This window comes from Pseudomonas sp. P1_A1 (assembly GCF_056406935.1).
In genome coordinates this window covers 1-24,718 of sequence record NZ_JBFTZE010000005.1, presented here as the reverse complement: position 1 = coordinate 24,718, position 24,718 = coordinate 1, and the positions used below count along the sequence as shown (strand labels likewise).

The window sequence follows — 24,718 nt, the reverse complement described above, 5'->3', positions numbered from 1 at the left end:
GACTCAGTATTCCAAAGCCGCAGGCTTGAGGTACATCCCTTCCTGCGTCATCGCAATCCGGAACTTCAACACATCCCCAGCCTTGAGTCTGATGTCCTGCGACCCCGGCGCGAGCATGCCCGGGTTGCAGCCCGGCGCCTGGCCCGGCAGCAGTTTGAGGCGCAGGGACACATTGCCCGGCGGCAGGTTGAACGAGGTGCTCTGTTCCTGGAACAGCCGCCCGGCCAACTGATCCTGGATGTACACGCCGATCTCGCAGGAAGTCGACACTTCCAGACGCTCGCGGGAAATGATCAGCACGCCGTAGTCCTCCCCGGCGGCTTGAACCGAAGGTGTCGCGGCAAAGAGGCTGAGGAAGCCAAACAGGCTGAGAGCTGACCAGCGCATGGCTGAATCTCCTGATGTCGAGTCATTGATGGGCGCAGCTTGGCCGAGCGCGACGCCGATTGCCAGCCCGGCAGCTTGTTTCAGAACTTGACCTTGCCATGGTGGCAAGCTCGAGACTGCGCGCAACCCTCATATAAGGGCTTCATTAAAGGAGACGTCCCATGCAAGTGTTCAACGTTGAAGGTATGTCCTGCGGTCACTGCGTCAAGGCTATTACTGAGGCGCTGCAAGCCAAGGATCCGGCAGCCAGTGTGCGCATCGATCTGGCGGCAAAAGAAGTCGGCGTAGAAAGTGTGCTGACAGCCGATCAGGTAATCGCCGCCATCACTGAAGAGGGGTACGGGGTAAAACAGGCCTGAGCTATTTTTAATAGTTAGCGACCTATCGGAATGTTCAAGGCGTCCACGCCCGGCTAGACTGTCAGCCTGCCGATCCATGGCTAACCTGTCTGCCCAACCTGGACGCCTGATGAACCTGCGCACAATCCTGATTCTCGGCGCCTTGAGCGCTTTCGGTCCGCTGGCGATCGATTTCTACCTGCCGGCCTTCCCGGCGATGGCGCTCGCTTTCGGCACCGACGAAAAACACGTTCAACTGACCCTGGCGGCCTATTTCCTCGGGCTGTCCATCGGCCAACTGGCGTACGGCCCGGTGGCGGATCGCTTTGGGCGACGGCTTCCCTTGCTGGCCGGTGTCGGTTTATTCACCGTGTCCTCATTGGCCTGTGCTTACGCGCCGAGTCTTGAGTGGCTGATCGGCGCCCGCTTTGTCCAGGCGCTGGGTGGTTGCGCGGGCATGGTGATCGCCCGGGCAGTAGTCAGCGATAAATGCGATGCGGTGGGTTCGGCGAAGGTCTTTTCGCAGTTGATGCTGGTGATGGGCCTGGCGCCGATTCTTGCGCCGATGCTGGGCGGGTTGTTGGTCAACACGACGGGTTGGCAGTCGATCTTTCTCGCGCTGACCGGTTTCAGTGCGCTGGCCGGGTTGGGGGTGGCCCTCGGGCTACCGGAAAGTCTACCGGCCCATGTGCCGCGTCAACCGTTGTCGGGCGCGCTACGCCAGTACGGTCGGTTGTTGGCGGACCCGATATTCCTCGGTCATGCCCTGACCGGTGGTGTCGCCATCGCCGGGATGTTTGCCTACATCGCGGGCTCGCCGTTCGTCTTCATCAAACTCTATGGTGTGCCGGCCGAGCATTTCGGCTGGCTGTTCGGGATCAACGCGGCGGGGTTCATTCTGGTGGCCCAGGTCAATGCCCGGTTGCTGGCGAGACGCGGTCCGGCCTTCTTGCTGGCGCGCACTGTCTGGCTCTACCTGGCGGGCGGCCTGGCCCTGTTGGCGGTCAGCTCGCTGCACACTGCGCACTTGTGGCCATTGCTGATTCCGCTTTTTGTCTGCATCGCCAGCCTGGGTTGTATCGTGCCCAACGCCTCGGCCTGTGCGATGAGCGGGCAGGGCGCACGGGCGGGCAGTGCCTCGGCGATGCTCGGTTGCCTGCAATTCAGCGTTGCCGCCGGGGCCGCGGCGCTGGTGGGTGTTTTGCACGATGGCAGTGCCATGCCGATGGCCATGGTCATCAGCCTGTGCGCAATTGTGGTGGTGAGCGTGGCGATGCTCACCCGGCGTTTGCAGAATGCCCGGGCGTTGGAACAAGCCCAGGCCTGAGGACGGACTCAGCCAACAGCACGCTGCTGACGGCCGGGAATCTGATGGGGCGCGTGCAAGCGCGCTTCAAGGGTTTTAGTGAAGGCCAGGGCTTCGGCTTCACTGCGGAACGTCACAGCGTGTTGATCCAGGCGAACCTGCCAGCGGGATGTTGCCAATTCTTTTATCAGGATCTTCATTGCGCAGCTCCTCTCGTAAAAGACGTCTCGTATAAGACATCACGTAAAAGACTATTCGCAGAGTTTTCGATTGTAGACCTGAATAAGATCGAAATTGTGACGGAGGTCAACTCTCTGACTGACGGCAAAAGATCGCCGGCTTTGGGCATGTATCCCGGATATTTCGGTCGTACCCTGTAGGAGCTGCCGGAGGCTGCGATCTTTTGATCTTGTGTTTTAAAAAGCCAAATCAAAAGATCGCAGCCTCCGGCAGCTCCTACAAAGGTTGTGATCTTTTGATCTTCGGGTCAGAACCCTTCAAGCACGATCTTGCCCTTGGACTTGCCACTCTCCAGCAGCTCATGGGCACGACGCAGGTTGGCGGCGTTGATGGTTCCGAAGTGCTCACCGACCGTGGTTTTCAGTGTGCCGGCATCGATCAGCCCGGCGACGCGGTTGAGCAGTTTGTGCTGCTCGATCATGTCGGCGGTTTCGAACAGCGAGCGGGTGTACATGAACTCCCAGTGCAGCGACAGGCTCTTGCGTTTGAGCTTGGTCACGTCCAGCGCCTTCGGATCATCGATCAGCGCCAGTTTGCCTTGCGGCGCCAACGCCTCCACCAATTGATCCAGGTGTTGGTCAGTCTGGGTCAGGCTGGCGACGTGGGTGACATGTTCGAACCCGGCACGTTTGAGTGCTTCACTCAGCGGCTGACCGTGATCGATCACTTGATCGGCACCCAGGTCACGCACCCAACTCTGGGTTTGGGCACGGGACGCGGTGCCGATGACTTTCAACCCGGTGAGCTGGCTGGCCAATTGCGTGAGGATTGAACCAACGCCCCCGGCGGCACCGACGATCAGCAGGCTCTGACCCTCATCGGTTTTGCCTTCGCGTATTTGCAGGCGTTCGAACAACAGTTCCCACGCAGTGATGGCGGTCAGTGGCAGGGCGGCGGCTTCGGCGAAACCAAGGGTCTTCGGCATATGGCCGACGATGCGCTCATCCACCACATGAAGCTCGCTGTTGCCGCCGGCACGGACGATGGAGCCGGCGTAGAACACCTTGTCGCCGGCCTTGAACAAGGTCACTTCGCTGCCAACAGCCTTGACCACGCCCGCCACGTCCCAGCCCAGCACTTTGGCCGCGCCACCTTCAGGCTGCACGTTCTGGCGAATCTTGGTGTCCACCGGGTTGACCGAAATGGCTTTGACTTCCACCAACAGGTCGCGCGGGCCGGCGACCGGTTCTGGCAGTTCGATATCTTGCAGGGACTTTTCGTCGCTGATCGGCAGGGAGGCGTAGTAGGCAATGGCTTTCATAGTGGGGTCCGGGGAGAGGGATGATTTCGATGGCACAGATGATTGGTTATTTCTCTGCAAGATAAAACCCGCTAAAAGAGCAGTCTCTTTCAATATTTTTTTGATAATCGGGGCTGAAGATGTTGCGTTTCGATGACTTGCAGTTGTTCGTTCGGGCGGCGGACCTGGGCAGTCTGTCGGCGGCGGCGCGGGTGATGGACCTGTCGGCGGCGGTGGCCAGCGCGGCGTTGAAGCGCATCGAACAACAACTTGGCGCACGCTTGCTCACCCGTTCTACCCGTAGCCTGCGCCTGACGGCCGAAGGCGAGGGCTTTCTGGAATACGCCCGGGCCGCCTTGAGCACTCTCGATGAGGGCCGCCGTTTGCTGGCCAGTGGGCAGGATCAGGTCAGTGGGATTTTGCAGCTGTCCGCGCCTTCGGATTTCGGGCGCAACCTGCTGTTGCCATGGCTCGACGAGTTTCAGCGCGAGCATCCGAAACTCACCGTACGGTTGCTGCTGGGCGACCGCATCGCCGACCTGTTCCGCCAACCGGTGGACATCGCCCTGCGTTACGGCGAGCCGGAAGATTCGAGCCTGGTGGCGTTGCCCATCGCGCCGCAGAACCGCCGTGTGCTGTGTGCTGCGCCGAGTTATCTGGCCCGACATGGCGAACCACGGCAGCTGGAGCAATTGGCGCAGCACAATTGCCTGCTGTTTATGCTCGGTAGCCGGGTCCACGATCACTGGAGTTTTCACGACGGCAAACGCGAGGTGAGCCTGACCGTCAGCGGCGATCGCTTCAGTGACGATGCCGATGTGGTGCGGCTGTGGGCCGTGGCGGGAGCGGGGATTGCGTATAAGTCCTGGCTCGATGTCGCCGCCGATGTGCTCGCCGGCCGCTTGAAAGTGCTGATGCCTGAATTGCTCTGTGAGCGCGCACCGCTGAATTTACTGTGCGCCCATCGCGCACAATTGAGTAAGCCGGTGAACCTTTTGCGGGAAATGCTTGCCAGCCGATGCGCTCGGATAAGCAGTCAATTTCCGACGATATCGGGTGTCGATCATTAGTCGCAGGCAAATAGCGAAATTTCTGTCAGGAACTATCACCACCAATGGATTCCCGAGGGCAGGAACCGGCGGTTAACCCGCTTATACTAGCGCCCGCCTCATGTACGCGCCGTCGATCTCGCAATGGCGAGTCCACGTTCGAGTCGGTCAGACCCTACGGTCATCACCGGACCTTCGCTGCACCCGCGAAGCAATGGCCTGGGTGAGTGGGTGGCTTTGCCCGGCTTATGACGGTTTTCGCGTCTTGGCCGAAGACACATTACTGGTCAAGATGTCTCTGAGCAGTAGACGAAACGATTCAACAGGGAGTGAATACATGGAACATGCACCTTGCATCAGCCAGATTGCCACGTTGCTGGCTGACCCAAAGCGCAGCGCAATGATGTGGGCCTTGATGGACGGCACGGCACGGCACACTGAGGAGCTGGCGTTGCTGGCGGGCCTGTCGCCGTCTTCGGCCAGTGCGCATCTGGGGCGCTTGTCCACCGGCGGTCTGTTGAAAGTCGAAACCCGTGGGCGCAAACGGTTTTTCCGGCTTGCCGCGCCCGAAGTCGGCGCCGCGATAGAAGCCTTGGCCAGTGCTACCCTGGCCAGCGCGCCTCGGGATATTCCAGAGGTGTTCAAACGCCCGAGCCCTATCGCCAAACCTCAGACGGCACCTTCCTCATTGCTGCGGGCCCGACTCTGCGACGACCATCTGGGAGGCACCCTGGCCGCCGATCTTTACCAGCGACTGCTGGATGCCGGCTGGATCGAGCAGCTCGATCAGCGGGTCATGATCACTCACAAGGGTTCCACGCAATTGGCAGCACGCGGTGTGTTCATCCAGGCGCTGGCCCATCGCAACGGCAGAGTCGCCTGCGCGTGCCCGGACTGGAGCGAAAGACGCCCGCACATGGGCGGTTCCTTGGGGGCGGCCTTGTTGCAACTGTTCATGCAATCCGGCTGGTTGAGCCTGCCCAACGATTCGCGAGCCTTGCAGATCACGGCCACGGGGCAACGTGAAATCCATCGTTTCGCCAAGGAAGCCGAGCTGGAAATGGCGCTTTAGAGCCATTGGGGGGCGATGTCCGGGATTCTGGGCTTCAGGCGTCGTTCAGAGCTGTGGGCAGGTCGTATCCAGCAATAACCCCCAGTCACTATCGCGCACACTCGATCCGGGGACTTTCGGATTGGGGGAATGTGGCATGGAAACACGAAGCTTCAGCGCGGCGGAACGACTGGAACGGCTACCCATCAGTGGTTATCACCGCATCATTTTCATCATCATTGCCTTGGCGTTTTTCTTCGACTCCATGGACCTGGCGATGATGACCTTCCTGCTCGGCTCGATCAAAACCGAGTTCGGCCTGAGCACGGCGCAGGCCGGGTTGCTGGCCAGTTCAAGTTTCTTCGGCATGGTGGTGGGTGCCTCGCTGTCCGGCATGCTGGCCGACCGCTTCGGGCGCAAACCGGTGTTTCAGTGGAGCATTGTGTTGTGGGGCATCGCCAGCTACCTGTGTTCCACGGCGCAGAATGTCGAAATGCTGACGCTGTTCCGAATCCTCTTGGGGATCGGCATGGGCATGGAGTTTCCAATTGCGCAGTCGATGCTGTCGGAGCTGATTCCGGCCAAGCGGCGTGGGCGTTACATCGCATTGATGGACGGCTTTTGGCCGCTCGGTTTCGTCGCGGCCGGGGTGCTGTCGTACTTCCTGTTGCCGGTGATTGGCTGGCGCGACATCTTTCTGGTGTTGGCGGTGCCGGCGGTGTTCGTCCTGGCGATTCGTTTTTTCATTCCCGAGTCACCGCGATGGCTGGAACAGGCCGGGCACCATGATGCAGCGGACACGGTTTTACACCGCATCGAAGAACGGGTTCGGGCTTCATTGGGCCGTTCGGATCTGCCTGAGCCGATTCGCCTGCCACGGGTGGCAAGTCAACCGGGCAACTTCTTCTCCGCGCTGCGGGAAATCTGGTCGGTGCAGTATCGCCGGCGCACGATGATGATCTGGAGCGTGTGGTTCTTCGCCTTGCTGGGTTTCTATGGCCTGACGTCCTGGCTCAGTGCGCTGCTGCAACAGTCGGGTTTCGCTGTGACTCAGTCGGTGTATTACACGGTGCTGATTTCCCTCGGCGGGATTCCCGGGTTCCTCATGGCCGCCTGGCTGGTGGAGCGTTGGGGGCGCAAACCGGTGTGCGTCGTGACCTTGCTCGGCGGCGGGGTGATGGCGTTTCTTTATGGTCAGAGCGCGGTGTTCGGCGGCAACGTCAGCCTGTTGATCTCCTCGGGACTGCTGATGCAGTTCTTCCTGTTCGGCATGTGGGCGGTGCTCTACACCTACACCCCTGAGTTGTACCCGACGTCGGCACGGGCCACGGGCTCGGGGTTCGCTTCGGCCATCGGCCGCGTGGGTTCGCTGCTCGGGCCAATGGTGACCGGGCTGGTGTTCCCGATGACGGGGCAGGGCGGGGTGTTTGCGCTGGGGGCGATGTGCTTTGCGATTGCGGCGGCAGTGGTGTGGATCTTCGGGATGGAGACCCGGGGCAAGACATTGGAGGAGTTGAGCGAAGCCACTGTGGGGTAGATGCAAAAAAAGATCGTCCGAACGCGGCCCGAGCCTTCGGACGATCTTTTGATCTTATGGTTTCACCAACCGCGCATCCAGGCTGTTCTGTGCCAGACGCTTGGCCTGATCCTGGGTCATGCCCAGATCGGTGTACAGCGCGTGGAAGTTCTCGGTGACATAGCCACCGAAGTACGCCGGGTCATCGGAGTTCACCGTGACCTTCACGCCGCGTTCGAGCATGTCGAGGATGTTGTGCTGGGACATGTGATCGAACACGCAGAGCTTGGTGTTCGACAACGGGCACACCGTCAGCGGGATCTGCTCGTCGATGATCCGCTGCATCAAGCGCTCGTCTTCGATGGCGCGCACGCCGTGGTCGATGCGCTGGATTTTCAGCAGGTCGAGGGCTTCCCAGATGTACTCGGGCGGTCCTTCTTCACCGGCGTGGGCCACGGTCAGGAAGCCTTCGTGGCGGGCACGGTCAAATACGCGCTGGAACTTGCTCGGCGGGTGGCCCATTTCAGAGCTGTCCAGACCCACGGCCACGAATGCATCACGGAACGGCAGCGCCTGGTCGAGGGTTTTCTGCGCTTCGTCTTCGCTCAAATGGCGCAGGAAGCTGAGGATCAAACCGCTGGTGATTCCCAGTTGCTGCTCGCCATCTTTCAATGCGGCGGCGATGCCGTTGAGCACCACTTCGAACGGGATGCCACGGTCGGTGTGGGTTTGCGGGTCGAAGAACGGTTCGGTGTGAATCACGTTCTGTTCCTTGCAGCGCAACAGGTAGGCCCAGGTCAGGTCGTAGAAATCCTGGGAGGTGCGCAGCACATCGGCGCCCTGGTAATACAGGTCGAGAAATTCTTGCAGGTTGTTGAAGGCGTAAGCCTTGCGCAGGGTATCGACGTCGCTCCACGGCAGGGCGATCTTGTTGCGTTCGGCCAGGGCGAACAGCAGCTCAGGCTCCAGCGAACCTTCCAGGTGCAAGTGCAATTCTGCCTTGGGCAGAGCGTTCAGCCAGTCGTACATTTTTGAAATCTCATCAGGTGCAATGAGGGCATTCTACAGATGCCCGCCGAAACAATGAGTAAAACCTGACCAGCCGGTTCATTACACGGCTTCCTGTTCCCGTCGATAAGCGTAGGTGTCGGCAAAGCGCGAGAGCAAGAATTCGGCGCAAGTGGTGGCCGGATACTTCGCTGGATGCTGTTCGTCCTGGCAACCGGGCAGGCATTCGATGGGGGTGTCGGGGTGTGGCTCGGCAAAGAACGGCATCGAGTACCGATCCACTCCAAGCGGGCTGATCACCCGATGTGGCGTCGACAGGTAACGGTCGTTGCTCCAGCGCGCCATCATGTCGCCGAGATTGACCACGAACGTGCCTTCGATCGGCGGTGCATCGATCCATTCGCCTTTTACGTTGCGCACTTGCAAACCGCCAGCGGCGTCCTGGTAGAGCAGGGTGATGCAGCCGTAATCGGTATGGGCGCCGGCGCCTTGCTGATCGCAGGAGCTGGCCGTGTGACGTGGCGGGTAATGAATCATCCGCAGCACGCTGACCGGCTCTTTGAAACGGCTATCGAAGAAGTCACGCTCGATACCCAATGCCAGGGTCATGGTCCGCAGCAGGGTTTGCGCGAGTGCTTGCATGTCGACGTAGTGTTGTTCCATCAGCGCTTCCCAACCGGGCATCGACGGATGACGGTTGGGCCCGCGCAAGGGTTTTTCCGCCAGCACCTCGGGATGATCGGCCGGCAGGTGCAGGCCCATGTCGAAGGTTTCTTTCAGGTCGCTGGGTTTGCTCGGGTCGAGTTGTTCGGTGGCGATGGCGCCATAGCCGCGGTGGTGGCGGGTCTGGGTGATGTCGATCTTGAGTTTTTCGGCGTTGGGCAGGGCGAAGAAGCGTTGGGCGTGGTCGAGCACGGCCTCGATGCGCGACGGGGCGATCGGGTGGCCCTTGATATAGAAAAAGCCCCATTCGCGGCAGGCGCGGTCGATGTCTGTGGCGACCGATTGCCAGGCTTGAGCGTCATCGCTGTAGAGCTGTTTTATGTCGATGATGGGGAGCTGGTTCATGAAGTATTCCAGGCGAGTTTTTGTGGTTTGGCCAGAAGATCGCAGCCTGCGGCAGCTCCTACAGGGGGAATGCKAAATCCTGTAGGAGCTGCCGAAGGCTGCGATCCTGGCGGTCTCACTGACGGAAATTTACTTCGGCATCTCGGCCTTCATGCCTTCCACGTAGTAGTTCATCGACGCCAGTTGCGCATTGGTCGCGCTCACGCCCGCCGGGATTTTCTCCACGCCGGCCTGATCCTTGATCGGCCCGGTGAACGGATGCAGCGCACCGCTCTTGATGTCGGCAATGATCTGCTCGGCTTCGGTTTTCACCGCCGCTGGCACCAGGTCGCTGATGGGCAGCTCAACCGTGCCCTCCTGCAAACCGCCCCAGTAATCCTGGGATTTCCATGCATGGTCGAGCACGCTTTGGGTCGCCTGAATGTAGTGCGGGCCCCAGTCGTTGACGATAGACGTCAACACCGCTTTCGGCCCGAAGTGCGCCATGTCCGACGCATAACCGACGGCATACACGCCACGCCGTTCGGCCGCCTGGATCGGCGCCGGGCTGTCGGTGTGCTGGAACACCACGTCCACGCCCTGATCGATCAGCGCATTGGCGGCGTCGGCTTCCTTGCCCGGATCGAACCAGGAATTGACCCACACCACTTTGATCTCGGTGCCCGGGTTGTACTTGTTCAGAGCCAGTTGGATGGCGTTGATGTCGCGGATCACTTCTGGAATCGGGAAGGAAGCGACGTAGCCGATTTTCTTGGTCTTGGTCATCTTCGCTGCGAGGAAACCGCCGACGTAGCGGCCTTCGTAAGTGCGTGCCAGGTACGTGCCGAGGTTCTTGTCCTGCTTGTAGCCGGTGGCGTGTTCGAAGGTCACCTTGGGGAATTGTCTGGCGACTTTCAGGGTCGGGTTCATGTAGCCGAAAGACGTGGTGAAAATCAGGTCGTACTGGTCCTTGGCCATGTTGCGGATCACCCGCTCGGCGTCGGCGCCTTCGGCGACGTTCTCCACGTAGTTGGTGGTGATCTGGTCGCCGAATTTCTCTGCCAGTGCCTTGCGTCCCTGTTCATGCTGATACGTCCAGCCGTGGTCACCGATCGGGCCGATATAGACGAAGCCGACTTTCAGCGGGGCGGCAGCACTGGCGGTCAGGCTGGCGCTCAGACCGATGGCTGCGGCGACAGCGCAAAGCAGCTGCTTCAACGGACGTTTGTGCATGAACGGGAACTCCATTTTGTTGTGAGGTGTGCCAGGGGTAATGCAAATTGCTGACCAACAGGACAACAAATGCGGAGTCCGTGTAACGGCCTCGCGGGCAAGCCTCGCTCCTACAGGTTTTGCGCCGTACCCAATCCCGCGACAGGCACAAACCCCGTAGGGGCGAGGCTTGCCCGCGAAGCGGCCCTGACGACCACCACAGAACCATCCCGGTGCGCGCTCACCCACTCACGCCATCCACTGGTGCGCTAAGGTGTAACGAAACGTTGGCGCCGCCCTGCAGTCACTAGCTCATCACACCGATTTCGCTCCATTCGGCAAAAAGGCCCGCGATGCTCACACTCCTCAAGCAAGAAAAGTTTCTGCTGCTGGCCTTGCTCGCTGCCTTCGTCACCTACCCGATGGAGCACTGGCTGCTGCACAGCGGCCAGACCATCGCGCTGACCGCTGGCCTGGTGCTGATTGCCTTCATCGTCGCCGCCTCGATGCGGGTCGCCCATCACGCCGAACTGCTCGCCGAAAAAGTCGGCGACCCCTACGGCACGATGATCCTGACCTTGGCCGCAGTGCTGGTGGAGGTGGTAATCCTGGCGATCATGATGAGCAACGAAGCATCTAAGACGCTGGTACGCGACACGATTTATTCAGCGGTGATGCTCGATATCAACGGCATCCTCGGCCTGGCCGCGTTGATGGGCGGGCTCAAGCACGGTGAGCAGTCTTATAACGACGATTCGGCGCGCAGCTACAGCGTGATGATCCTCACCGCCATGGGCGTGTCCATGGTGGTGCCGGAGTTCATTCCCGAGGCCAACTGGAAACTCTATTCAGCCTTCACCATCGGCGCGATGGTCGTGCTCTACACCCTGTTCCTGCGCATGCAGGTTGGGCCGCACAGTTATTTCTTCAGTTACAGCTACCCGGAAAAACGTCGCAGGAAGCAACCGGACGAGGAGCCCGAGCCGATCAATCTGGCATTGAGCATCGGCACGTTGGTGTTTGGAGTGGTGGTGATCGGCGCATTGGCCGAAGTCATGTCCAAGACCCTCGATCTGGGGCTGGAAGGAACCGGAGCACCGCCGGTGATCACGGCGATTCTGGTGGCGGCAATTTCCGCTGCGCCAGAGATTTTGACCGCATTGCGGGCGGCATTGGCCAATCGCATGCAGTCGGTCGTCAACATCGCCATGGGCGCCTCGCTATCGACGGTGATTCTGACGGTGCCGGTGATGGAAGCCATGGCGCTCTATACCGGCCAACCGTTTCAGATGGCAATGACTCCGGTGCAGACCGTGATGATCTTCATCACCCTGATCGTCAGCGCGATCAATCTCAATGACGGCGAAACCAACGCCATTGAAGGCATGACCCATTTCGTGCTGTTTGCGACGTTTATCATGTTGTCACTGTTGGGCCTTTAAAAAGCTTCGCGGGCAAGCCTCACGCCTACAGGTTTTGCGTGACCCTTGTAGGCGCGGGGGCTTGCCCGCGAAGGCGTCCGGTCAGACGCCGCTGATCAACTGCCGAGCCGCCTGACTGTGATCGGCGATCAAGCCTTTCAGGTCCAGCCCCTCAACCTGCCCATCGATCACCCGCCACTTGCCGCCGACCATCACCCGGTCCGCCCGGTCCGCGCCGCACAGCAGCAGCGCCGACACCGGATCATGGCTGCCGGAGAAGCGCAGTTCATCCAGTTTGAACAGTGCCAGATCCGCTTGCTTGCCCACCGCCAATTCGCCGATGTCGCTGCGCCCGAGCAACTGCGCCGAGCCCTTGGTGGCCCAGCCCAATACGCGTTCCGGGGTGATCTTCTGCGCGCCATAACGCAGGCGCTGGATGTACAGCGCCTGTCGGGTTTCGAGCATCATGTTCGAGGCATCGTTGGACGCCGAACCGTCCACGCCCAGGCCCAGCAACGCGCCGGCGTCAGTCAACTCGATGGTTGGGCAAATCCCTGAAGCCAGGCGCATGTTCGAACTCGGGCAATGGCAAATACCGGTGCCGGCCGCGCCGAGGCGGGCGATTTCGTCGGGGTTGAAATGAATGCCGTGGGCCAGCCAGGTGCGTGGGCCGAGCCAGCCGACGCTGTCCAGATAATCCACGGTACGCAGGCCGAAGCGTTGCAGGCAGAAGTCTTCTTCGTCGAGGGTTTCGGCCAGGTGAGTGTGCAGGCGCACGTCGAGGGTGTTCGCCAGTTCGGCGCTGGCGGACATGATTTGCGGGGTCACCGAAAACGGCGAGCACGGCGCCAGGGCGATCTGGATTTGCGCGCCATCGCCACGCTCGTGGTACGCGGCAATCAAGCGTTGGCTGTCGGCGAGAATCACTTCGCCTTCCTGGACAGTTTGCTGCGGCGGCAGCCCCCCGTCTTTTTCTCCGAGGCTCATCGAACCGCGAGTGAGCATGGCGCGCATGCCCAGTTCGCGGACGCTCTCGACCTGTACGTCGATCGCATTTTCCAGGCCTTCAGGAAACAGGTAATGGTGATCGGCCGCAGTGGTACAGCCGGACAGCAGCAACTCGGCCAAGGCGACTTTGGTGGCGAGGGCGAGTTTTTCCGGCGTGAGTCGCGCCCAGACCGGATAGAGGGTTTTCAACCACGGGAACAACGGCTGATTGACCACCGGCGCCCAGGCGCGGGTCAGGGTTTGATAGAAGTGGTGATGGGTGTTGATCAGCCCCGGCAAGATCACATGTTCGCGGGCATCGAAGATTTGTCCACAGGGAGTGGACGGTTGCTGGCCGACGCCGAGCACTTCGACGATCAAACCGTCTTGTAGCACCAGACCGCCACGGGCATCGAGCGCGTTGGCCGTGAAAATGGCGAGGGGATTTTTTAACCAGGTACGGGTCGCAGGCATAGTGGCCGGCTCCTCTGAAAGTGGGGTTCAGGGTTGCCAGCTCAGTGTTGCCCTGTCTGCTGATCCAGGGTCGCCGCGGGGGGCGAGGTGCGGAGTTTCGAACAAAACCGTGTTCCGGGCAAGCCTCACGCGACCAGACGATGCAAAAGCCTGTGGGAGCCGGGCAAGCCAGCTCCCATAGGGGGGAGTGTTACCAGGGAATGGTTTCACCCCGGTAGTTCACAAAATGATGCCCGCCCTTGCCGGCATACGCATTCACCTGATCGATCAGCCCGCGGGTGCTGGTTTCCACATCAATGTCGGCACCTTCGCCACCCATGTCGGTCTTCACCCAGCCCGGGTGCAGCGACAGCACGGTGAGTTTCTGTTCGCCCAATTGCGTGACGAAGCTGTTGGTCATCGAGTTCAGCGCCGCTTTGCTGGCCTTGTACAGCGCCAGCTCCGGCGCGTCGGGCATGGTCACGCTGCCCAGCACCGAACTCATGAACGCCAGCACGCCGCTGCCTTCACGAATCTGCGCGACGAAGCGCTGGGCCAGGTTGATCGGCGCCACGGCGTTGGTGAAGAACAATTGACCGACCTCGGCCAGGGTCGCGCCACCCGGCGTCTGGACTTCCGGCCCCTTGACCCCGGCATTCACGAACAACAGGTCGAACACCTCGCCCTTGAGCTGTTGGCTGAGGGCGATGACCGCTTGCTGGTCGTCCATGTCGAGTTTTTCGATCCGTACCTTGCCCAACGCCTGCAAGGCTTCGGCACCCTGCGGGTTGCGCACGGTGGCGGTGACTTGCCAGCCGTCGGCCAGCAGGGTTTTCACCAGACCGAGGCCCAAGCCCCGGGAGGCGCCGATGATGAGTGCGGTTTTTGCCGTGGACATGAATGGCTTCCTTGATGTCTCGAGAGGGCTTGACCTTGGAGCATACTCCAGGCTTTAGCCTTGTTGCTTCCTGAATGTATGGAGCAATGCCAATGTGGACTTCAACGCAATATCGTCAACTGGTGCGTGGCAGCGCGTGGTACGACCTGATCGTCACGGCGGCATTTGCCACGCCGTGGAGTTTTGCGGCGTTGCATGGCGTGCTGTTAAACCTGAGTCAGACTTTCAATCTGCCCGGCGAGCTACCGCCGTTCGAGCCGGTGCACATGTTGATGGCCAATCTGTTGGGCTCGATTGTGTGCGTATGGGCCGTGCTGCGGATTCGCGATCCGCAGCAGATGTTTGGGCGATATGACGCGGTGGGGAGGTTTCTGTTCTCGGCCTGGCAGGCTTATGCGCTGGCCCATGGGGCGAGTTCGCTATTGGTGATTTTCCTGTTCTTTGAACTGATGTGGGGTGTGGCTCAGGTGTTGCCGGTTCGGACGCCTTCACGGGCCACCATTTAATGCCCCGCCCGCCACGGCTGCCCCAACGACACCGGCGCATACAATCGTGTGCGCACGGCATCCCGGGACAGCAGCACCAACACCACAATGGTCGCGACATACGGCAGCATCGCCAGCAGACTCGACGCAATTGCCAGCCCCAACCCCTGCGCCACCAAATGCAGGATGCTGGCGAGACCAAACAGATACGCTCCAAGCAGCAACCGCCACACTCGCCAACTGGCAAACACCACCAACGCCAGGGCAATCCAGCCGCGACCGGCGCTCATGTTCTCTGCCCACATCGGCGTATAGGCCAAGGACAAATATGCCCCAGCCAATCCCGCCATCGCCCCGCCAAACAGCACCGCCAGCGTACGCACGCGCAACACCGGCAAGCCCATCGCACTGGCGGCGTCCGGGCTTTCGCCGACCGCCTGAATAATCAACCCGACGCGACTTTTCACAATCACCCAGGCCACCAGGGCAAACAGGGCAAACGACAGATACACCAGCAGGTCCTGGGCAAACAGCATCCGTCCGATCAGCGGAATTTCACTCAGATAAGGAATCGCCACCGGCTCGAAACCCGCCAGCGGTTTGCCGACCCACGCAGCGCCAACGAAGGTCGACAGGCCCACGCCGAAGATCGTCAGCGCCAACCCGGTCGCCACCTGATTGGCGTTGAACACCAGCGCCACCAAGGCAAACAGCGATGACAACAGCATCCCGGCAAGCATTGCCAGCAACACACCAAGCCAGAGGTTGCCGCTGTTCAGCGCGACGATAAAACCGATCACCGCCCCAAACAGCATCATGCCTTCCTGCCCGAGGTTGAGGACGCCGCTCTTCTCGCAAATCAGCTCGCCCAGCGCCACCAACAACAGCGGTGTGCCACAGCGAACCATGGCGTAGAAAATATTGCTCAGCAGATCGATATCCATCACAAGGCTCCTGCTTGTACGGCGGTGGTCGAGGTGCGCCGTACCCAGCGCAGGTTCAAACGCGGTCGGTAGAGAATCAGCACGTCACTGGCCAGCAGGAAAAACAGCATCATCCCCTGGAACAATTGAGTGATGGCTTGCGGCAGGTTCATGCTCATCTGCGCACTCTCGCCACCGATGTACAGCAGCGCCATCAACAGGCTGGAAAACAGAATGCCGATGGGATTCAGCCGCCCGAGAAACGCCACGGTGATCGCCGCATAGCCGTAACCCGGCGAGACCTGCGGCACCAATTGGCCGATGGGCCCCGTGACTTCGCAAACCCCGGCCAGCCCCGCCAGGCCGCCGCTGATCAACAGCGCCAGCCAGATCAGCCGCTTCTCGCGAAAGCCGACGAAACCCGCCGCGCGCTTGTCCAGCCCGAGCACTTTGATCTGGAAACCGACAAAGCTTTTCTGCAACAACACCCACACCGCTACCAGCACGAGCAAGGCGAAATACACGCCCGCATGAACCCGTCCGTCCTCCATCAACAACGGCAAACGACTGGCATCGCCAAACATCGCCGACTCCGGAAAGTTGAACCCGGCCGGGTCCTTCAGCGGCCCGTGAACGCAGAACAGCAGCAGGTTCAAAGCGATGTAATTGAGCATGATGCTGGTCAGGATTTCATTGGCGTTGAAGCGTGTACGCAGCCATGCCGTCAGCCCGCCCCACGCGGCACCGGCCAGGGTGCCGGTGAGCAGGATCAACACCAGCGCCCAACGGCTTTGCAGGTCGATGATGTTCACCGCCAATGCACTGCCGGCCAAGGCGCCGAGCAGCAACTGACCTTCGGCGCCGATGTTCCAGATCCGTGCCTGATACGCCACTGCCAGGCCCAATGCACAGAGCAGAATCGGCAATGCTTTGACCAACAACTCAGAGACCCCGTACAGGTCGCTGATCGGTGCAATCAGCAAGGTGTGCAAGGTCAGCAACGGGTCGTGGCCCAGCGCGATAAACAGCAATGAGCCACAGCCCAGGGTCAACACAGCCGCCAGCAACGGCGAGCACCACAACATCAGGCGCGATTGCTGGCCACGGGGTTCGAGAGAAAGCAGCATGTGAAACTCCGTTAAAGCGTTACGGGGGCAGGTGATTGAGGTGCATCGAACTGGCCGGCCATCCAGCCACCGACATCGATCAGGCGGGTGTCGACGGTGGCTTGCAGTGCAGACAGCCGGCCGCCGCACAGGGCGCCGAGGCGATCGCTGATCTGGAACAGTTCGTCGAGGTCTTCGGAGATCACCAGGATCGCCGCGCCAGCGTCGCGCAAGGCAATCAGCGCTCGGTGAATGGTCGCGGCGGCGCCGACGTCCACGCCCCAGGTCGGGTGCGCGGCCACCAACAATCTGGGTTGCTGAAGGATTTCCCGACCAAGGATGAATTTCTGCAAGTTGCCGCCGGACAGGCTGCGGGCCGGTGCCTGGGCATCGGGTGTCTTGACCCCGAAGCGGCGGATGATGTCTTCGGCCAGTGCCTCGACTTTGCTGCGCTGGATTAGCCCGTTGCTGACCAGCCCCTGTTGAAATGCGGTGAGCAGGGCGTTATCCGCCAGGCTCAGTTCCGGCACCGCGCCATGGCCCAGACGCTCGGCGGGGACGAAGGCCAGGCCCAATTTGCGTCGTGCATCCGGCCTCAAGTGCGCTACTGGTTGCCCGCCGAAACTGATTTTCGCCGCGTCATTTCCCGGCAGCCGTTCTTCACCGCTAAGCAAGGCCAGCAACTCATCCTGGCCATTGCCGGCCACTCCGGCGACACCGACGATTTCGCCGCTGCGCACCTCGAGATTAATGTCCTTGAGCGAGCAGCCGAACGGGTCCGGGTTGTGCCAGGACAATCCAGTCACGTTCAGAAACGCATCAGCACCCCTGACCTTCGGATAGTCGGTAATCAGCTCGGCGGCTTCACCGACCATCAACTGCGCCAGTTGCCGGTCCGAACACTCGGCCGGCACGCAATGCCCGGCCACTCGTCCGCCGCGCAACACCGTGGCGCTGTGGCACAACGCGCGCACTTCGCCGAGTTTGTGGCTGATGAACAGAATGCTGCAGCCCTCGGCGGCCAGCCGGCGCAAAGTGACGAACAATTCGTCGGCCTCTTGCGGGGTCAGTACCGACGTCGGCTCATCGAGAATCAGCAGGCGGATGTCCTGCATCAGGCAGCGAATGATTTCCACCCGCTGACGCTCGCCGATGGACAGGCTGTGGACCAGTCGCTCCGGTTCCAGCGCCATGCCATAGCGTTGGGACACCTCGCGAATTTTCGGTTCAAGCTGCTTCGGTGTTCCGGCCGCCGCGCCCATCGCCAAGGCGATGTTCTGCGCCACGCTCAGGGTTTCGAACAGCGAAAAATGCTGGAACACCATGCCGATCCCGAGGCTACGAGCCTGGGCCGGGTTGCGCATGGTTACGCGCTGGCCCTGCCAGATCATCTCCCCTGAGTCTGCGTGTGTCACACCGTAGATGATCTTCATCAGGGTACTTTTGCCCGCACCGTTTTCGCCGAGCAGGGCGTGGATTTCACCGGGCGCAATGCTCAGGTCAATGGCATCGTTGGCCAGGCAACCGGGGTAACGTTTGCTGATTCTGCGCAATTGCAGGCGGGGTGTTTGATCGGGGGGAGGCGCAGGGTTGGACATGACAGGCTCGGGTCGCAAAAGGTTATGCCTGTGGATAAAGCAATTTCCTGGCCATTGAGTCAGGAAATCGACAAAAGCCCGCTGGCAGAGGCGTTGCGGACGCTGCCTCGACCTATTCCAACTCCTGGAGAGGCACCACTTGAGGGCAAGGTTTTTGATCAGGCTCCGGTTTTGCGCGCGATCAATTGGTCAAAAAACGAGCAATAGGCTGCAGGCATTGTCAGGCATGGGGCTGCGCCAGCCATGAACGGGTTATCCACAGCTTGTTCCACAGTATCTGTGCGCAAGCCGACCGCGTGGGCATAAGCACTGAGGGGCTTTCTTCTAATGGCGATAAACCACTCTAACTGATTGTTTTTACATGGAATAAACGTCGCGTATGGCGAGTTGGACGAAAAATGAGCAATGCCCGCAAAGCCGCATGACAGAAGGGTTACAGCAGAATGTGCTCAGGTTATCCACAGCCGGGTGCACAGCAGATGTGGGCAAGTGGTACGCGCCGAGAAAACCGGTGTGCCCCAAAAGATCGCAGCCTTCGGCAGCTCCTACGGGATTTGCGTTTATCCGGTATTACGGGTGTGCACGGTCGGCGTAGGAGCTGCCGAAGGCTGCGATCTTTTGATCTTTGATCTTCAACGCTGCAACAAAATACGCCCGCGACTCAAATCCGCCAGCTGCGTTTGCAGCGTACTTATCTGCCCTTCGCCAATCGCCAATTGCAGTTCCACACCATTGGCCGTGAAGGTTTCCTCCACCACCAAACCACCCAGCTCCGCCACCCGAAGCTTCACCAGCGCCAACTCGCCAAATGCACAGGCACAACTGACCGGTACCCGACTGATCAGCTCGACTTTCGGTGCCCCTTGCAGGCACTTGTTGGCACTGCCGCCATATGCTCGGGCGAGGCCGCCGGTGCCCAGTTGGATGCCGCCATACCAGCGGATCACCACGACCGCGACCTGATCGCAATCCTGCGCTTCAATCGCCGCAAGGATCGGCCGGCCAGCGGTGCCACCGGGTTCGCCATCGTCAGTGCTGCGGTATTGATCGCCGAGCTTCCAGGCCCAGCAATTGTGCGAGGCGTTCAAATCACTGTGTTGCTCGATGAACGCCTGGGCATCGGCTGCGCTGGCGATCGGCGCGGCGAGGGCGATGAAGCGGCTTTTGCGAATCTCTTCGCGGTATTCGCAAAAACCGCTGAGGGTAAAAGGCATGGGTGTCTTAAATAGCCGGCGTCAGGCCGCAGCCTTTGAGAATGATGCGAATCAGGTTGCTGCCGGCGTCTTCCATGTCTTGCTTGGTCAACTTGGTGCGCCCGGTGACACGGCAGATCTGCGTGGCAAAGTCCGCGTAATGCTGGGTGCTGCCCCACAGCAGGAAAATCAGGTGCACCGGGTCGATCGGGTCCATTTTTCCGGCGTCGATCCACGCCTGGAACACCGCGGCCCGACCTTGAAACCAGGTGCGGTAGTCCTGGTTGAAATGCTCGGTCAGGCAATCACCGCCGCTGATGACCTCCATGGCGAAGACCCGCGAAGCTTGTGGCTGGCGCCGGGAGAATTCCATTTTTGCACGAATGTATCGCGTCAATGCTTCTGCCGGATCGTCCTCGACGGTCAGGGTATTGAAGGTGCTGTCCCACAACTCAAGAATGTTACTCAGCACCGCCACGTACAAACCGAGTTTGTTGGTGAAGTAGTAATGCAGATTTGCTTTGGGCAACCCGGCTTTCTGCGCGATGGTGTTCATGCTGGTGCCTTTGAACCCGTGACGGGCGAACTCGTCTTCGGCGGCTTTGATGATGGTCTCTTCGTTCTTCTGACGAATGCGGCTGGCGGGTTTGCCGCCGTGGGCTGGGACTTCAAAGGTCATAGGCACTTCCGAACAGGTAGATGGGTGCAACCAGATGCGTTGATAGCGCACCCGCGGGCCTCAGACAAGTCCTGTTGCGATAAAACCTAGGCCACCGCTCCCACAAGTTTTCAGCGCGTCGCCGCCAGGCTTTCCAAAAAACTCTCCAGAACCAGATGCGGGCGACGGCCTTTGCGTGTAACCGATGCCAGGCTCAGGTCATAAAAACGTGCCTTGGGTTTCAGTGCACGCAAACGGCCTTGCTGGACCCAGAGGCTGGCGTAGTGATCCGGCAGGTAACCGATGTAGCGCCCGGTCAGGATCAGAAAGGCCATGCCCTCGCGATCCGACGCACTGGCGGTGCAATTGAGCGCCTGGTAATGGGCCTGAATCTCGGCGGGCAAACGGAAGGTCGGGGCGATGGCGTCCTGGCTGTTGAGGCGCTCATCGTCCAGTTGCTTGTCGTCGACATAGAACAGCGGATGGCCGACCGCGCAATACAGCAGCGAGCGTTCGCTGTAGAGCGGCTGATACTCCAGCCCCGACAACGCGCTGGCTTGCGGCACCACGCCGACATGCAAGCGACCGTCGAGCACGCCTTGTTCGACTTCATTGGGCGCGATCATGCGGATCTGGATCTGCACGTCGGGGCCGCGTTCCTTCAGTTGGGCCAGGGCGTGGGTGATGCGCATGTGGGGCAGGGTGACCAGGTTGTCGGTCAGGCCGATGGTCAACTCGCCGCGCAAGTGTTGGTGCAGGCCATTGACCTCGGTGCGGAAACTTTCCAGCGCACTTAATAGCTGCAGCGCAGATTGGTAGACCTCGCGGCCTTCTTCGGTCAGGGAAAACCCCGCGCGACCTCGCTGGCACAGGCGCAGGCCCAGGCGTTGCTCCAGATCGCTCATTTGCTGGCTGATGGCCGAGCGACCGATACCCAGCACCGATTCCGCCGCGGAGAAGCCGCCGCACTCCACCACGCTACGAAAAATCCGCAGCAGGCGGATATCAAAGTCACTGACTTGCGCCAGCGGGTCGGGACGGCGGGTACTCATGCTTCATTTACTCAAAGTTTAGTAGATGGCTGACTGAAGGTTAGAAAAGTTGGATTTCACCGACTTTATCCCCGTGGCAATTTAGCTGCAAGAACGCTTTTGATCTCCACGCCGCTTATTTGCTCTGCGAGGTTTTGCCCATGAACGTGCCTGAAAACGCCCCGACTTCCCTGGCCAGCCAGCTCAAGCTTGACGCCCACTGGATGCCCTACACCGCGAACCGCAATTTCCAGCGTGACCCGCGCCTGATCGTGGCGGCCGAGGGCAGTTGGCTGACAGACGACAAGGGCCGCAAGGTCTACGATTCGCTCTCGGGTCTGTGGACCTGCGGCGCCGGGCACACCCGCAAGGAAATCCAGGAGGCGGTGGCCAAGCAATTGGGCACTCTCGATTACTCGCCGGGCTTCCAGTACGGTCACCCGCTGTCGTTCCAGTTGGCCGAGAAAATCACCGACCTGACCCCGGGCAATCTGAATCACGTGTTCTTCACCGATTCGGGTTCCGAGTGCGCAGATACGGCGGTGAAAATGGTGCGTGCCTACTGGCGCCTGAAAGGCCAGGCGACCAAGACCAAGATGATCGGCCGCGCTCGTGGTTATCACGGCGTGAATATCGCCGGCACCAGTCTTGGCGGTGTGAATGGCAATCGCAAACTGTTCGGTCAGGCGATGATGGATGTCGATCATCTGCCGCACACCTTGTTGGCGAGCAATGCTTTCACTCGTGGTATGCCGGAGCAGGGGGGGATCGCGCTGGCGGATGAATTGCTCAAGCTGATCGAACTGCACGATGCCTCGAACATCGCTGCTGTGTTCGTCGAGCCACTGGCCGGTTCCGCTGGCGTGCTGGTTCCGCCGCAGGGTTACCTCAAACGTCTGCGCGAGATCTGCGTTCAGCACAACATCCTGCTGGTGTTCGACGAAGTGATCACCGGTTTCGGTCGTACCGGTTCGATGTTCGGTGCCGACAGCTTTGGTGTCACTCCGGACCTGATGTGCATTGCCAAGCAAGTCACCAACGGCGCGATCCCGATGGGCGCGGTGATTGCCAGCTCCGAGATCTACCAGACCTTCATGAACCAGGCGACGCCCGAGTACGCGGTGGAATTCCCGCACGGCTACACCTATTCCGCGCACCCGGTGGCTTGCGCCGCAGGCCTGGCGGCACTCGACCTGCTGCAAAAGGAAAACCTGGTGCAGAGCGTGGCCGAAGTCGCGCCGCATTTCGAAAACGCGCTGCACGGTGTGAAGGGCAGCAAGAACGTCATCGACATTCGCAACTACGGGTTGGCCGGTGCAATCCAGATTGCGCCTCGCGACGGCGATGCCATCGTGCGTCCGTTCGAAGCCGGCATGGCGCTGTGGAAAGCCGGGTTCTACGTGCGCTTCGGCGGCGACACCCTGCAGTTCGGCCCAACCTTCAACAGCAAGCCGCAGGACCTTGATCGTCTGTTCGATGCGGTCGGCGAAGTGCTGAACAAGATCGACTGATTCCCTCTTCTATATAAAGGCGTCCTTTCAAAGGACGCCTGTGGACAATTTCAGGAGCCCTGCATGAGCCTCATCCCGCATTTGATCAATGGCGAACTGGTGACCGAAGACGGTCGCACGGCCGATGTGTTCAACCCGTCCACCGGCCAGGTTATCCACAAGCTGCCGTTGGCCAGCCGCGAAACCATTCAGAAAGCCATCGACTCGGCCAAGGCTGCGTTCCCGGCCTGGCGTAATACGCCAGCGGCCAAGCGCGCTCAGGTGATGTTCCGCTTCAAGCAACTGCTGGAGCAGAACGAAGCCCGTATCGCACAACTGATCAGCGAAGAACACGGCAAGACCCTGGAAGATGCTGCCGGTGAATTGAAGCGCGGGATCGAGAACGTCGAGTTCGCGTGCGCGGCACCGGAAATCCTCAAGGGTGAGTACAGCCGTAATGTCGGGCCGAACATCGATGCCTGGTCGGATTTCCAGCCATTGGGCGTGGTGGCCGGCATTACCCCGTTCAACTTCCCGGCCATGGTGCCGCTGTGGATGTATCCGTTGGCGATCGTCTGCGGCAACTGCTTTATCCTCAAGCCGTCCGAGCGCGATCCAAGCTCGACGCTGCTGATTGCTCAATTGTTACTGGAAGCCGGCCTGCCGAAAGGCGTGCTGAGTGTGGTGCATGGCGACAAGGCCGCAGTGGACGCGCTGATTGAAGCGCCGGAAGTCAAAGCGTTGAGCTTCGTCGGTTCGACGCCGATTGCCGAATACATCTACGCCGAAGGCACCAAGCGCGGCAAACGCGTCCAGGCGCTGGGCGGGGCGAAGAACCATGCGGTATTGATGCCGGATGCAGATCTGGATAACGCGGTCAGCGCGTTGATGGGCGCCGCTTACGGTTCGTGCGGTGAGCGCTGCATGGCGATTTCGGTGGCCGTGTGTGTCGGTGACCAGGTGGCGGATGCGTTGGTGGCCAAACTGACACCGCAGATCAAGGCACTGAAAATCGGCGCCGGTACAACTTGTGGCCTGGACATGGGGCCTCTGGTCACCGGTCAGGCGCGGGACAAGGTCAGCGGTTATGTTGAAGACGGCGTAGCCGCTGGTGCGAAGCTGGTGGTGGACGGTCGTGGTCTGAGCGTGGCCGGTCATGAGGACGGCTTCTTCCTGGGGGGCTGCCTGTTCGATAACGTCACGCCGGAGATGCGCATCTATAAAGAAGAGATCTTCGGGCCGGTGCTGTGCGTCGTCCGGGTCAACAGCCTGGAAGAGGCGATGCAACTGATCAATGATCACGAGTATGGCAATGGCACCTGCATCTTTACCCGTGATGGGGAAGCGGCGCGGTTGTTCTGCGATGAGATCGAAGTGGGTATGGTCGGCGTCAACGTACCGTTGCCGGTGCCAGTGGCGTATCACAGCTTTGGCGGCTGGAAGCGTTCGCTGTTCGGCGATCTGCATGCTTATGGTCCGGATGGCGTGCGGTTCTATACCCGTCGCAAGGCTATTACCCAGCGCTGGCCGCAACGGGCGAGCCATGAGGCTTCGCAATTCGCCTTCCCTAGTTTGTAAGTAGAAGGGCAGAAGGCCGACCTCTTGAGGTCGGCCTTTGTGTTTTCGGGCTGTTTTGACCGATATGACAGAAATGTGAAATTAGAGGTTGACGGCAGATCCGGGACGTCTATAATTCGCCCCACTTCCGGCGCAGTCGAAACGGAAAACTCCTTGGTAAACAACGAGTTACGCAGTTTTCGACAGCGGTTACGCTTCAGTTCATCGAAGCCAGAAGGAGTTGGTAAGGCAGGGTGTTGTCGCCTTATTGACGGTTCGATCTTCTCGGTCGAAAGCGGAGAAAAAGAGGTGTTGACAGCAGCGACTAACGCTGTAGAATTCGCCTCCCGCTAACGAGAGATCGGAAGCGCAAGTGGTTGAAGTTGCTGATGTTTCTTACGGGAAACTTTGAAAACTTCTGAAAATAACCGCTTGACAGCAACAGAGGCTGCTGTAGAATGCGCGCCTCGGTTGAGATGAAAGCTCTTAACCAACCGCTCTTTAACAACTGAATCAAGCAATTC

General features: G+C 60.2%; 24 protein-coding genes. 10 read left to right on the top strand and 14 right to left on the bottom strand.

Annotated elements, in window-relative coordinates:
- Nucleotides 1–3 precede the first annotated feature (3 nt).
- Entirely contained in the window at nt 4–387 is a 384-nt protein-coding gene (locus AC1D2Q_RS09125) for a hypothetical protein (protein WP_477812977.1), read from the bottom strand.
- Nucleotides 388–548: 161 nt separating this feature from the next.
- Here AC1D2Q_RS09125 and AC1D2Q_RS09120 point away from each other — a divergent pair, with 161 nt between their 5' ends.
- On the top strand, nt 549–746 hold the full coding sequence (locus AC1D2Q_RS09120; RefSeq protein WP_018928384.1) for a heavy-metal-associated domain-containing protein: 198 nt from the start codon (nt 549–551) through the stop codon (nt 744–746).
- A gap of 109 nt (nt 747–855) precedes the next feature.
- Nucleotides 856–2,052 (top strand): multidrug effflux MFS transporter, encoded by a 1,197-nt coding sequence (locus AC1D2Q_RS09115; protein WP_477812976.1) that lies wholly within the window; start codon nt 856–858, stop codon nt 2,050–2,052.
- Between the two features lie 8 nt (nt 2,053–2,060).
- On the opposite strand, the gene AC1D2Q_RS09110 is transcribed toward AC1D2Q_RS09115, so the two are convergent.
- Together AC1D2Q_RS09110 and AC1D2Q_RS09105 are read right to left on the bottom strand one after the other, a co-directional pair.
- On the bottom strand, nt 2,061–2,231 hold the full coding sequence (locus AC1D2Q_RS09110; RefSeq protein ID WP_428632432.1) for a hypothetical protein: 171 nt from the start codon (nt 2,229–2,231) through the stop codon (nt 2,061–2,063).
- Nucleotides 2,232–2,518: 287 nt separating this feature from the next.
- Nucleotides 2,519–3,532 carry a zinc-binding alcohol dehydrogenase family protein gene (locus AC1D2Q_RS09105; protein WP_477812975.1) on the bottom strand — a complete coding sequence of 338 codons (1,014 nt, stop codon included), beginning with the start codon at nt 3,530–3,532 and terminating at the stop codon, nt 2,519–2,521.
- 119 nt (nt 3,533–3,651) lie between these two features.
- On the opposite strand from AC1D2Q_RS09105, the gene AC1D2Q_RS09100 reads away from it, so the two are divergent.
- The 3 genes from AC1D2Q_RS09100 to AC1D2Q_RS09090 all read left to right on the top strand — a co-directional run bounded on the left by AC1D2Q_RS09100 (nt 3,652) and on the right by AC1D2Q_RS09090 (nt 7,148).
- A complete protein-coding gene (locus AC1D2Q_RS09100; protein WP_477812974.1) occupies nt 3,652–4,581 on the top strand; it encodes a LysR family transcriptional regulator in 930 nt (309 codons plus the stop codon).
- 316 nt (nt 4,582–4,897) lie between these two features.
- Nucleotides 4,898–5,632 carry an ArsR/SmtB family transcription factor gene (locus AC1D2Q_RS09095; RefSeq protein WP_477812973.1) on the top strand — a complete coding sequence of 245 codons (735 nt, stop codon included), beginning with the start codon at nt 4,898–4,900 and terminating at the stop codon, nt 5,630–5,632.
- Between the two features lie 136 nt (nt 5,633–5,768).
- Nucleotides 5,769–7,148: an MFS transporter gene (locus AC1D2Q_RS09090; protein ID WP_477812972.1), complete on the top strand. Its 1,380-nt coding sequence runs from the start codon at nt 5,769–5,771 to the stop codon at nt 7,146–7,148.
- Nucleotides 7,149–7,202: 54 nt separating this feature from the next.
- On the opposite strand, the gene AC1D2Q_RS09085 is transcribed toward AC1D2Q_RS09090, so the two are convergent.
- The 3 genes from AC1D2Q_RS09085 to AC1D2Q_RS09075 form a co-directional block, all read right to left on the bottom strand.
- On the bottom strand, nt 7,203–8,156 hold the full coding sequence (locus AC1D2Q_RS09085) for an adenosine deaminase (RefSeq protein WP_019582307.1): 954 nt from the start codon (nt 8,154–8,156) through the stop codon (nt 7,203–7,205).
- An 81-nt stretch (nt 8,157–8,237) separates the two neighbouring features.
- Nucleotides 8,238–9,203, bottom strand: coding sequence for an isopenicillin N synthase family dioxygenase (locus tag AC1D2Q_RS09080; RefSeq protein ID WP_477812971.1), 966 nt, complete (start codon nt 9,201–9,203; stop codon nt 8,238–8,240).
- 129 nt (nt 9,204–9,332) lie between these two features.
- Nucleotides 9,333–10,415 carry a BMP family ABC transporter substrate-binding protein gene (locus AC1D2Q_RS09075; protein ID WP_477812970.1) on the bottom strand — a complete coding sequence of 361 codons (1,083 nt, stop codon included), beginning with the start codon at nt 10,413–10,415 and terminating at the stop codon, nt 9,333–9,335.
- A 332-nt stretch (nt 10,416–10,747) separates the two neighbouring features.
- On the opposite strand from AC1D2Q_RS09075, the gene AC1D2Q_RS09070 reads away from it, so the two are divergent.
- Complete coding sequence (locus AC1D2Q_RS09070) at nt 10,748–11,836, top strand: calcium:cation antiporter (RefSeq protein ID WP_477812969.1); 1,089 nt, start codon at nt 10,748–10,750, stop codon at nt 11,834–11,836.
- 81 nt (nt 11,837–11,917) lie between these two features.
- Here AC1D2Q_RS09070 and AC1D2Q_RS09065 read toward each other — a convergent pair whose 3' ends face one another.
- Both AC1D2Q_RS09065 and AC1D2Q_RS09060 read right to left on the bottom strand, forming a co-directional pair.
- Entirely contained in the window at nt 11,918–13,276 is a 1,359-nt protein-coding gene (locus AC1D2Q_RS09065; RefSeq protein WP_477812968.1) for an 8-oxoguanine deaminase, read from the bottom strand.
- Nucleotides 13,277–13,466: 190 nt separating this feature from the next.
- Nucleotides 13,467–14,153: an SDR family oxidoreductase gene (locus tag AC1D2Q_RS09060; RefSeq protein ID WP_019582311.1), complete on the bottom strand. Its 687-nt coding sequence runs from the start codon at nt 14,151–14,153 to the stop codon at nt 13,467–13,469.
- A 92-nt stretch (nt 14,154–14,245) separates the two neighbouring features.
- Here AC1D2Q_RS09060 and AC1D2Q_RS09055 point away from each other — a divergent pair, with 92 nt between their 5' ends.
- A complete protein-coding gene (locus AC1D2Q_RS09055) occupies nt 14,246–14,659 on the top strand; it encodes a hypothetical protein (protein ID WP_230175461.1) in 414 nt (137 codons plus the stop codon).
- Here the strand turns inward: AC1D2Q_RS09055 and AC1D2Q_RS09050 are convergent.
- From AC1D2Q_RS09050 to AC1D2Q_RS09040, 3 genes are read right to left on the bottom strand one after another with little or no spacing between them, the layout of a single operon-like run.
- Nucleotides 14,656–15,582 (bottom strand): ABC transporter permease, encoded by a 927-nt coding sequence (locus tag AC1D2Q_RS09050; protein ID WP_477812967.1) that lies wholly within the window; start codon nt 15,580–15,582, stop codon nt 14,656–14,658. The two genes, AC1D2Q_RS09055 and AC1D2Q_RS09050, sit on opposite strands and share 4 nt — an antisense overlap.
- Nucleotides 15,582–16,688, bottom strand: coding sequence for an ABC transporter permease (locus AC1D2Q_RS09045; RefSeq protein ID WP_477812966.1), 1,107 nt, complete (start codon nt 16,686–16,688; stop codon nt 15,582–15,584). The genes AC1D2Q_RS09050 and AC1D2Q_RS09045 overlap by 1 nt, the downstream gene beginning before the upstream one ends.
- A gap of 11 nt (nt 16,689–16,699) precedes the next feature.
- The gene (locus AC1D2Q_RS09040) at nt 16,700–18,265 is read right to left on the bottom strand and encodes an ABC transporter ATP-binding protein (protein ID WP_477812965.1); all 1,566 of its coding nucleotides are present in this window, start codon (nt 18,263–18,265) and stop codon (nt 16,700–16,702) included.
- Nucleotides 18,266–18,295: 30 nt separating this feature from the next.
- Here AC1D2Q_RS09040 and AC1D2Q_RS09035 point away from each other — a divergent pair, with 30 nt between their 5' ends.
- Nucleotides 18,296–18,472 (top strand): hypothetical protein, encoded by a 177-nt coding sequence (locus AC1D2Q_RS09035; RefSeq protein WP_477812964.1) that lies wholly within the window; start codon nt 18,296–18,298, stop codon nt 18,470–18,472.
- A gap of 425 nt (nt 18,473–18,897) precedes the next feature.
- On the opposite strand, the gene AC1D2Q_RS09030 is transcribed toward AC1D2Q_RS09035, so the two are convergent.
- The 3 genes from AC1D2Q_RS09030 to AC1D2Q_RS09020 all read right to left on the bottom strand — a co-directional run bounded on the left by AC1D2Q_RS09030 (nt 18,898) and on the right by AC1D2Q_RS09020 (nt 21,168).
- Nucleotides 18,898–19,479 carry an IMPACT family protein gene (locus AC1D2Q_RS09030; RefSeq protein WP_477812963.1) on the bottom strand — a complete coding sequence of 194 codons (582 nt, stop codon included), beginning with the start codon at nt 19,477–19,479 and terminating at the stop codon, nt 18,898–18,900.
- 7 nt (nt 19,480–19,486) lie between these two features.
- The gene (locus AC1D2Q_RS09025; protein WP_007940169.1) at nt 19,487–20,137 is read right to left on the bottom strand and encodes a TetR/AcrR family transcriptional regulator; all 651 of its coding nucleotides are present in this window, start codon (nt 20,135–20,137) and stop codon (nt 19,487–19,489) included.
- Between the two features lie 110 nt (nt 20,138–20,247).
- Nucleotides 20,248–21,168, bottom strand: coding sequence for a LysR family transcriptional regulator (locus AC1D2Q_RS09020; RefSeq protein WP_007940170.1), 921 nt, complete (start codon nt 21,166–21,168; stop codon nt 20,248–20,250).
- Between the two features lie 140 nt (nt 21,169–21,308).
- Between AC1D2Q_RS09020 and aptA the strand changes: the two genes are divergently transcribed.
- Nucleotides 21,309–22,658 (top strand): omega-aminotransferase AptA, encoded by a 1,350-nt coding sequence (gene aptA / locus AC1D2Q_RS09015; protein WP_477812962.1) that lies wholly within the window; start codon nt 21,309–21,311, stop codon nt 22,656–22,658.
- Between the two features lie 63 nt (nt 22,659–22,721).
- Nucleotides 22,722–24,215: a CoA-acylating methylmalonate-semialdehyde dehydrogenase gene (locus AC1D2Q_RS09010; protein WP_477812961.1), complete on the top strand. Its 1,494-nt coding sequence runs from the start codon at nt 22,722–22,724 to the stop codon at nt 24,213–24,215.
- The last annotated feature ends 503 nt before the right edge of the window (nt 24,216–24,718 follow it).

Bases quoted from the DNA above. Each gene is read 5' to 3' on its own strand.
- AC1D2Q_RS09125 (WP_477812977.1), bottom strand. From the start codon at position 387: ATGCGCTGGTCAGCTCTCAGCCTGTTTGGCTTCCTCAGCCTCTTTGCC.
- AC1D2Q_RS09120 (WP_018928384.1), top strand. From the start codon at position 549: ATGCAAGTGTTCAACGTTGAAGGTATGTCCTGCGGTCACTGCGTCAAG.
- AC1D2Q_RS09115 (WP_477812976.1), top strand. From the start codon at position 856: ATGAACCTGCGCACAATCCTGATTCTCGGCGCCTTGAGCGCTTTCGGT.
- AC1D2Q_RS09110 (WP_428632432.1), bottom strand. From the start codon at position 2,231: ATGAAGATCCTGATAAAAGAATTGGCAACATCCCGCTGGCAGGTTCGC.
- AC1D2Q_RS09105 (WP_477812975.1), bottom strand. From the start codon at position 3,532: ATGAAAGCCATTGCCTACTACGCCTCCCTGCCGATCAGCGACGAAAAG.
- AC1D2Q_RS09100 (WP_477812974.1), top strand. From the start codon at position 3,652: ATGTTGCGTTTCGATGACTTGCAGTTGTTCGTTCGGGCGGCGGACCTG.
- AC1D2Q_RS09095 (WP_477812973.1), top strand. From the start codon at position 4,898: ATGGAACATGCACCTTGCATCAGCCAGATTGCCACGTTGCTGGCTGAC.
- AC1D2Q_RS09090 (WP_477812972.1), top strand. From the start codon at position 5,769: ATGGAAACACGAAGCTTCAGCGCGGCGGAACGACTGGAACGGCTACCC.
- AC1D2Q_RS09085 (WP_019582307.1), bottom strand. From the start codon at position 8,156: ATGTACGACTGGCTGAACGCTCTGCCCAAGGCAGAATTGCACTTGCAC.
- AC1D2Q_RS09080 (WP_477812971.1), bottom strand. From the start codon at position 9,203: ATGAACCAGCTCCCCATCATCGACATAAAACAGCTCTACAGCGATGAC.
- AC1D2Q_RS09075 (WP_477812970.1), bottom strand. From the start codon at position 10,415: ATGCACAAACGTCCGTTGAAGCAGCTGCTTTGCGCTGTCGCCGCAGCC.
- AC1D2Q_RS09070 (WP_477812969.1), top strand. From the start codon at position 10,748: ATGCTCACACTCCTCAAGCAAGAAAAGTTTCTGCTGCTGGCCTTGCTC.
- AC1D2Q_RS09065 (WP_477812968.1), bottom strand. From the start codon at position 13,276: ATGCCTGCGACCCGTACCTGGTTAAAAAATCCCCTCGCCATTTTCACG.
- AC1D2Q_RS09060 (WP_019582311.1), bottom strand. From the start codon at position 14,153: ATGTCCACGGCAAAAACCGCACTCATCATCGGCGCCTCCCGGGGCTTG.
- AC1D2Q_RS09055 (WP_230175461.1), top strand. From the start codon at position 14,246: ATGTGGACTTCAACGCAATATCGTCAACTGGTGCGTGGCAGCGCGTGG.
- AC1D2Q_RS09050 (WP_477812967.1), bottom strand. From the start codon at position 15,582: ATGGATATCGATCTGCTGAGCAATATTTTCTACGCCATGGTTCGCTGT.
- AC1D2Q_RS09045 (WP_477812966.1), bottom strand. From the start codon at position 16,688: ATGCTGCTTTCTCTCGAACCCCGTGGCCAGCAATCGCGCCTGATGTTG.
- AC1D2Q_RS09040 (WP_477812965.1), bottom strand. From the start codon at position 18,265: ATGTCCAACCCTGCGCCTCCCCCCGATCAAACACCCCGCCTGCAATTG.
- AC1D2Q_RS09030 (WP_477812963.1), bottom strand. From the start codon at position 19,479: ATGCCTTTTACCCTCAGCGGTTTTTGCGAATACCGCGAAGAGATTCGC.
- AC1D2Q_RS09025 (WP_007940169.1), bottom strand. From the start codon at position 20,137: ATGACCTTTGAAGTCCCAGCCCACGGCGGCAAACCCGCCAGCCGCATT.
- AC1D2Q_RS09020 (WP_007940170.1), bottom strand. From the start codon at position 21,168: ATGAGTACCCGCCGTCCCGACCCGCTGGCGCAAGTCAGTGACTTTGAT.
- aptA (WP_477812962.1), top strand. From the start codon at position 21,309: ATGAACGTGCCTGAAAACGCCCCGACTTCCCTGGCCAGCCAGCTCAAG.
- AC1D2Q_RS09010 (WP_477812961.1), top strand. From the start codon at position 22,722: ATGAGCCTCATCCCGCATTTGATCAATGGCGAACTGGTGACCGAAGAC.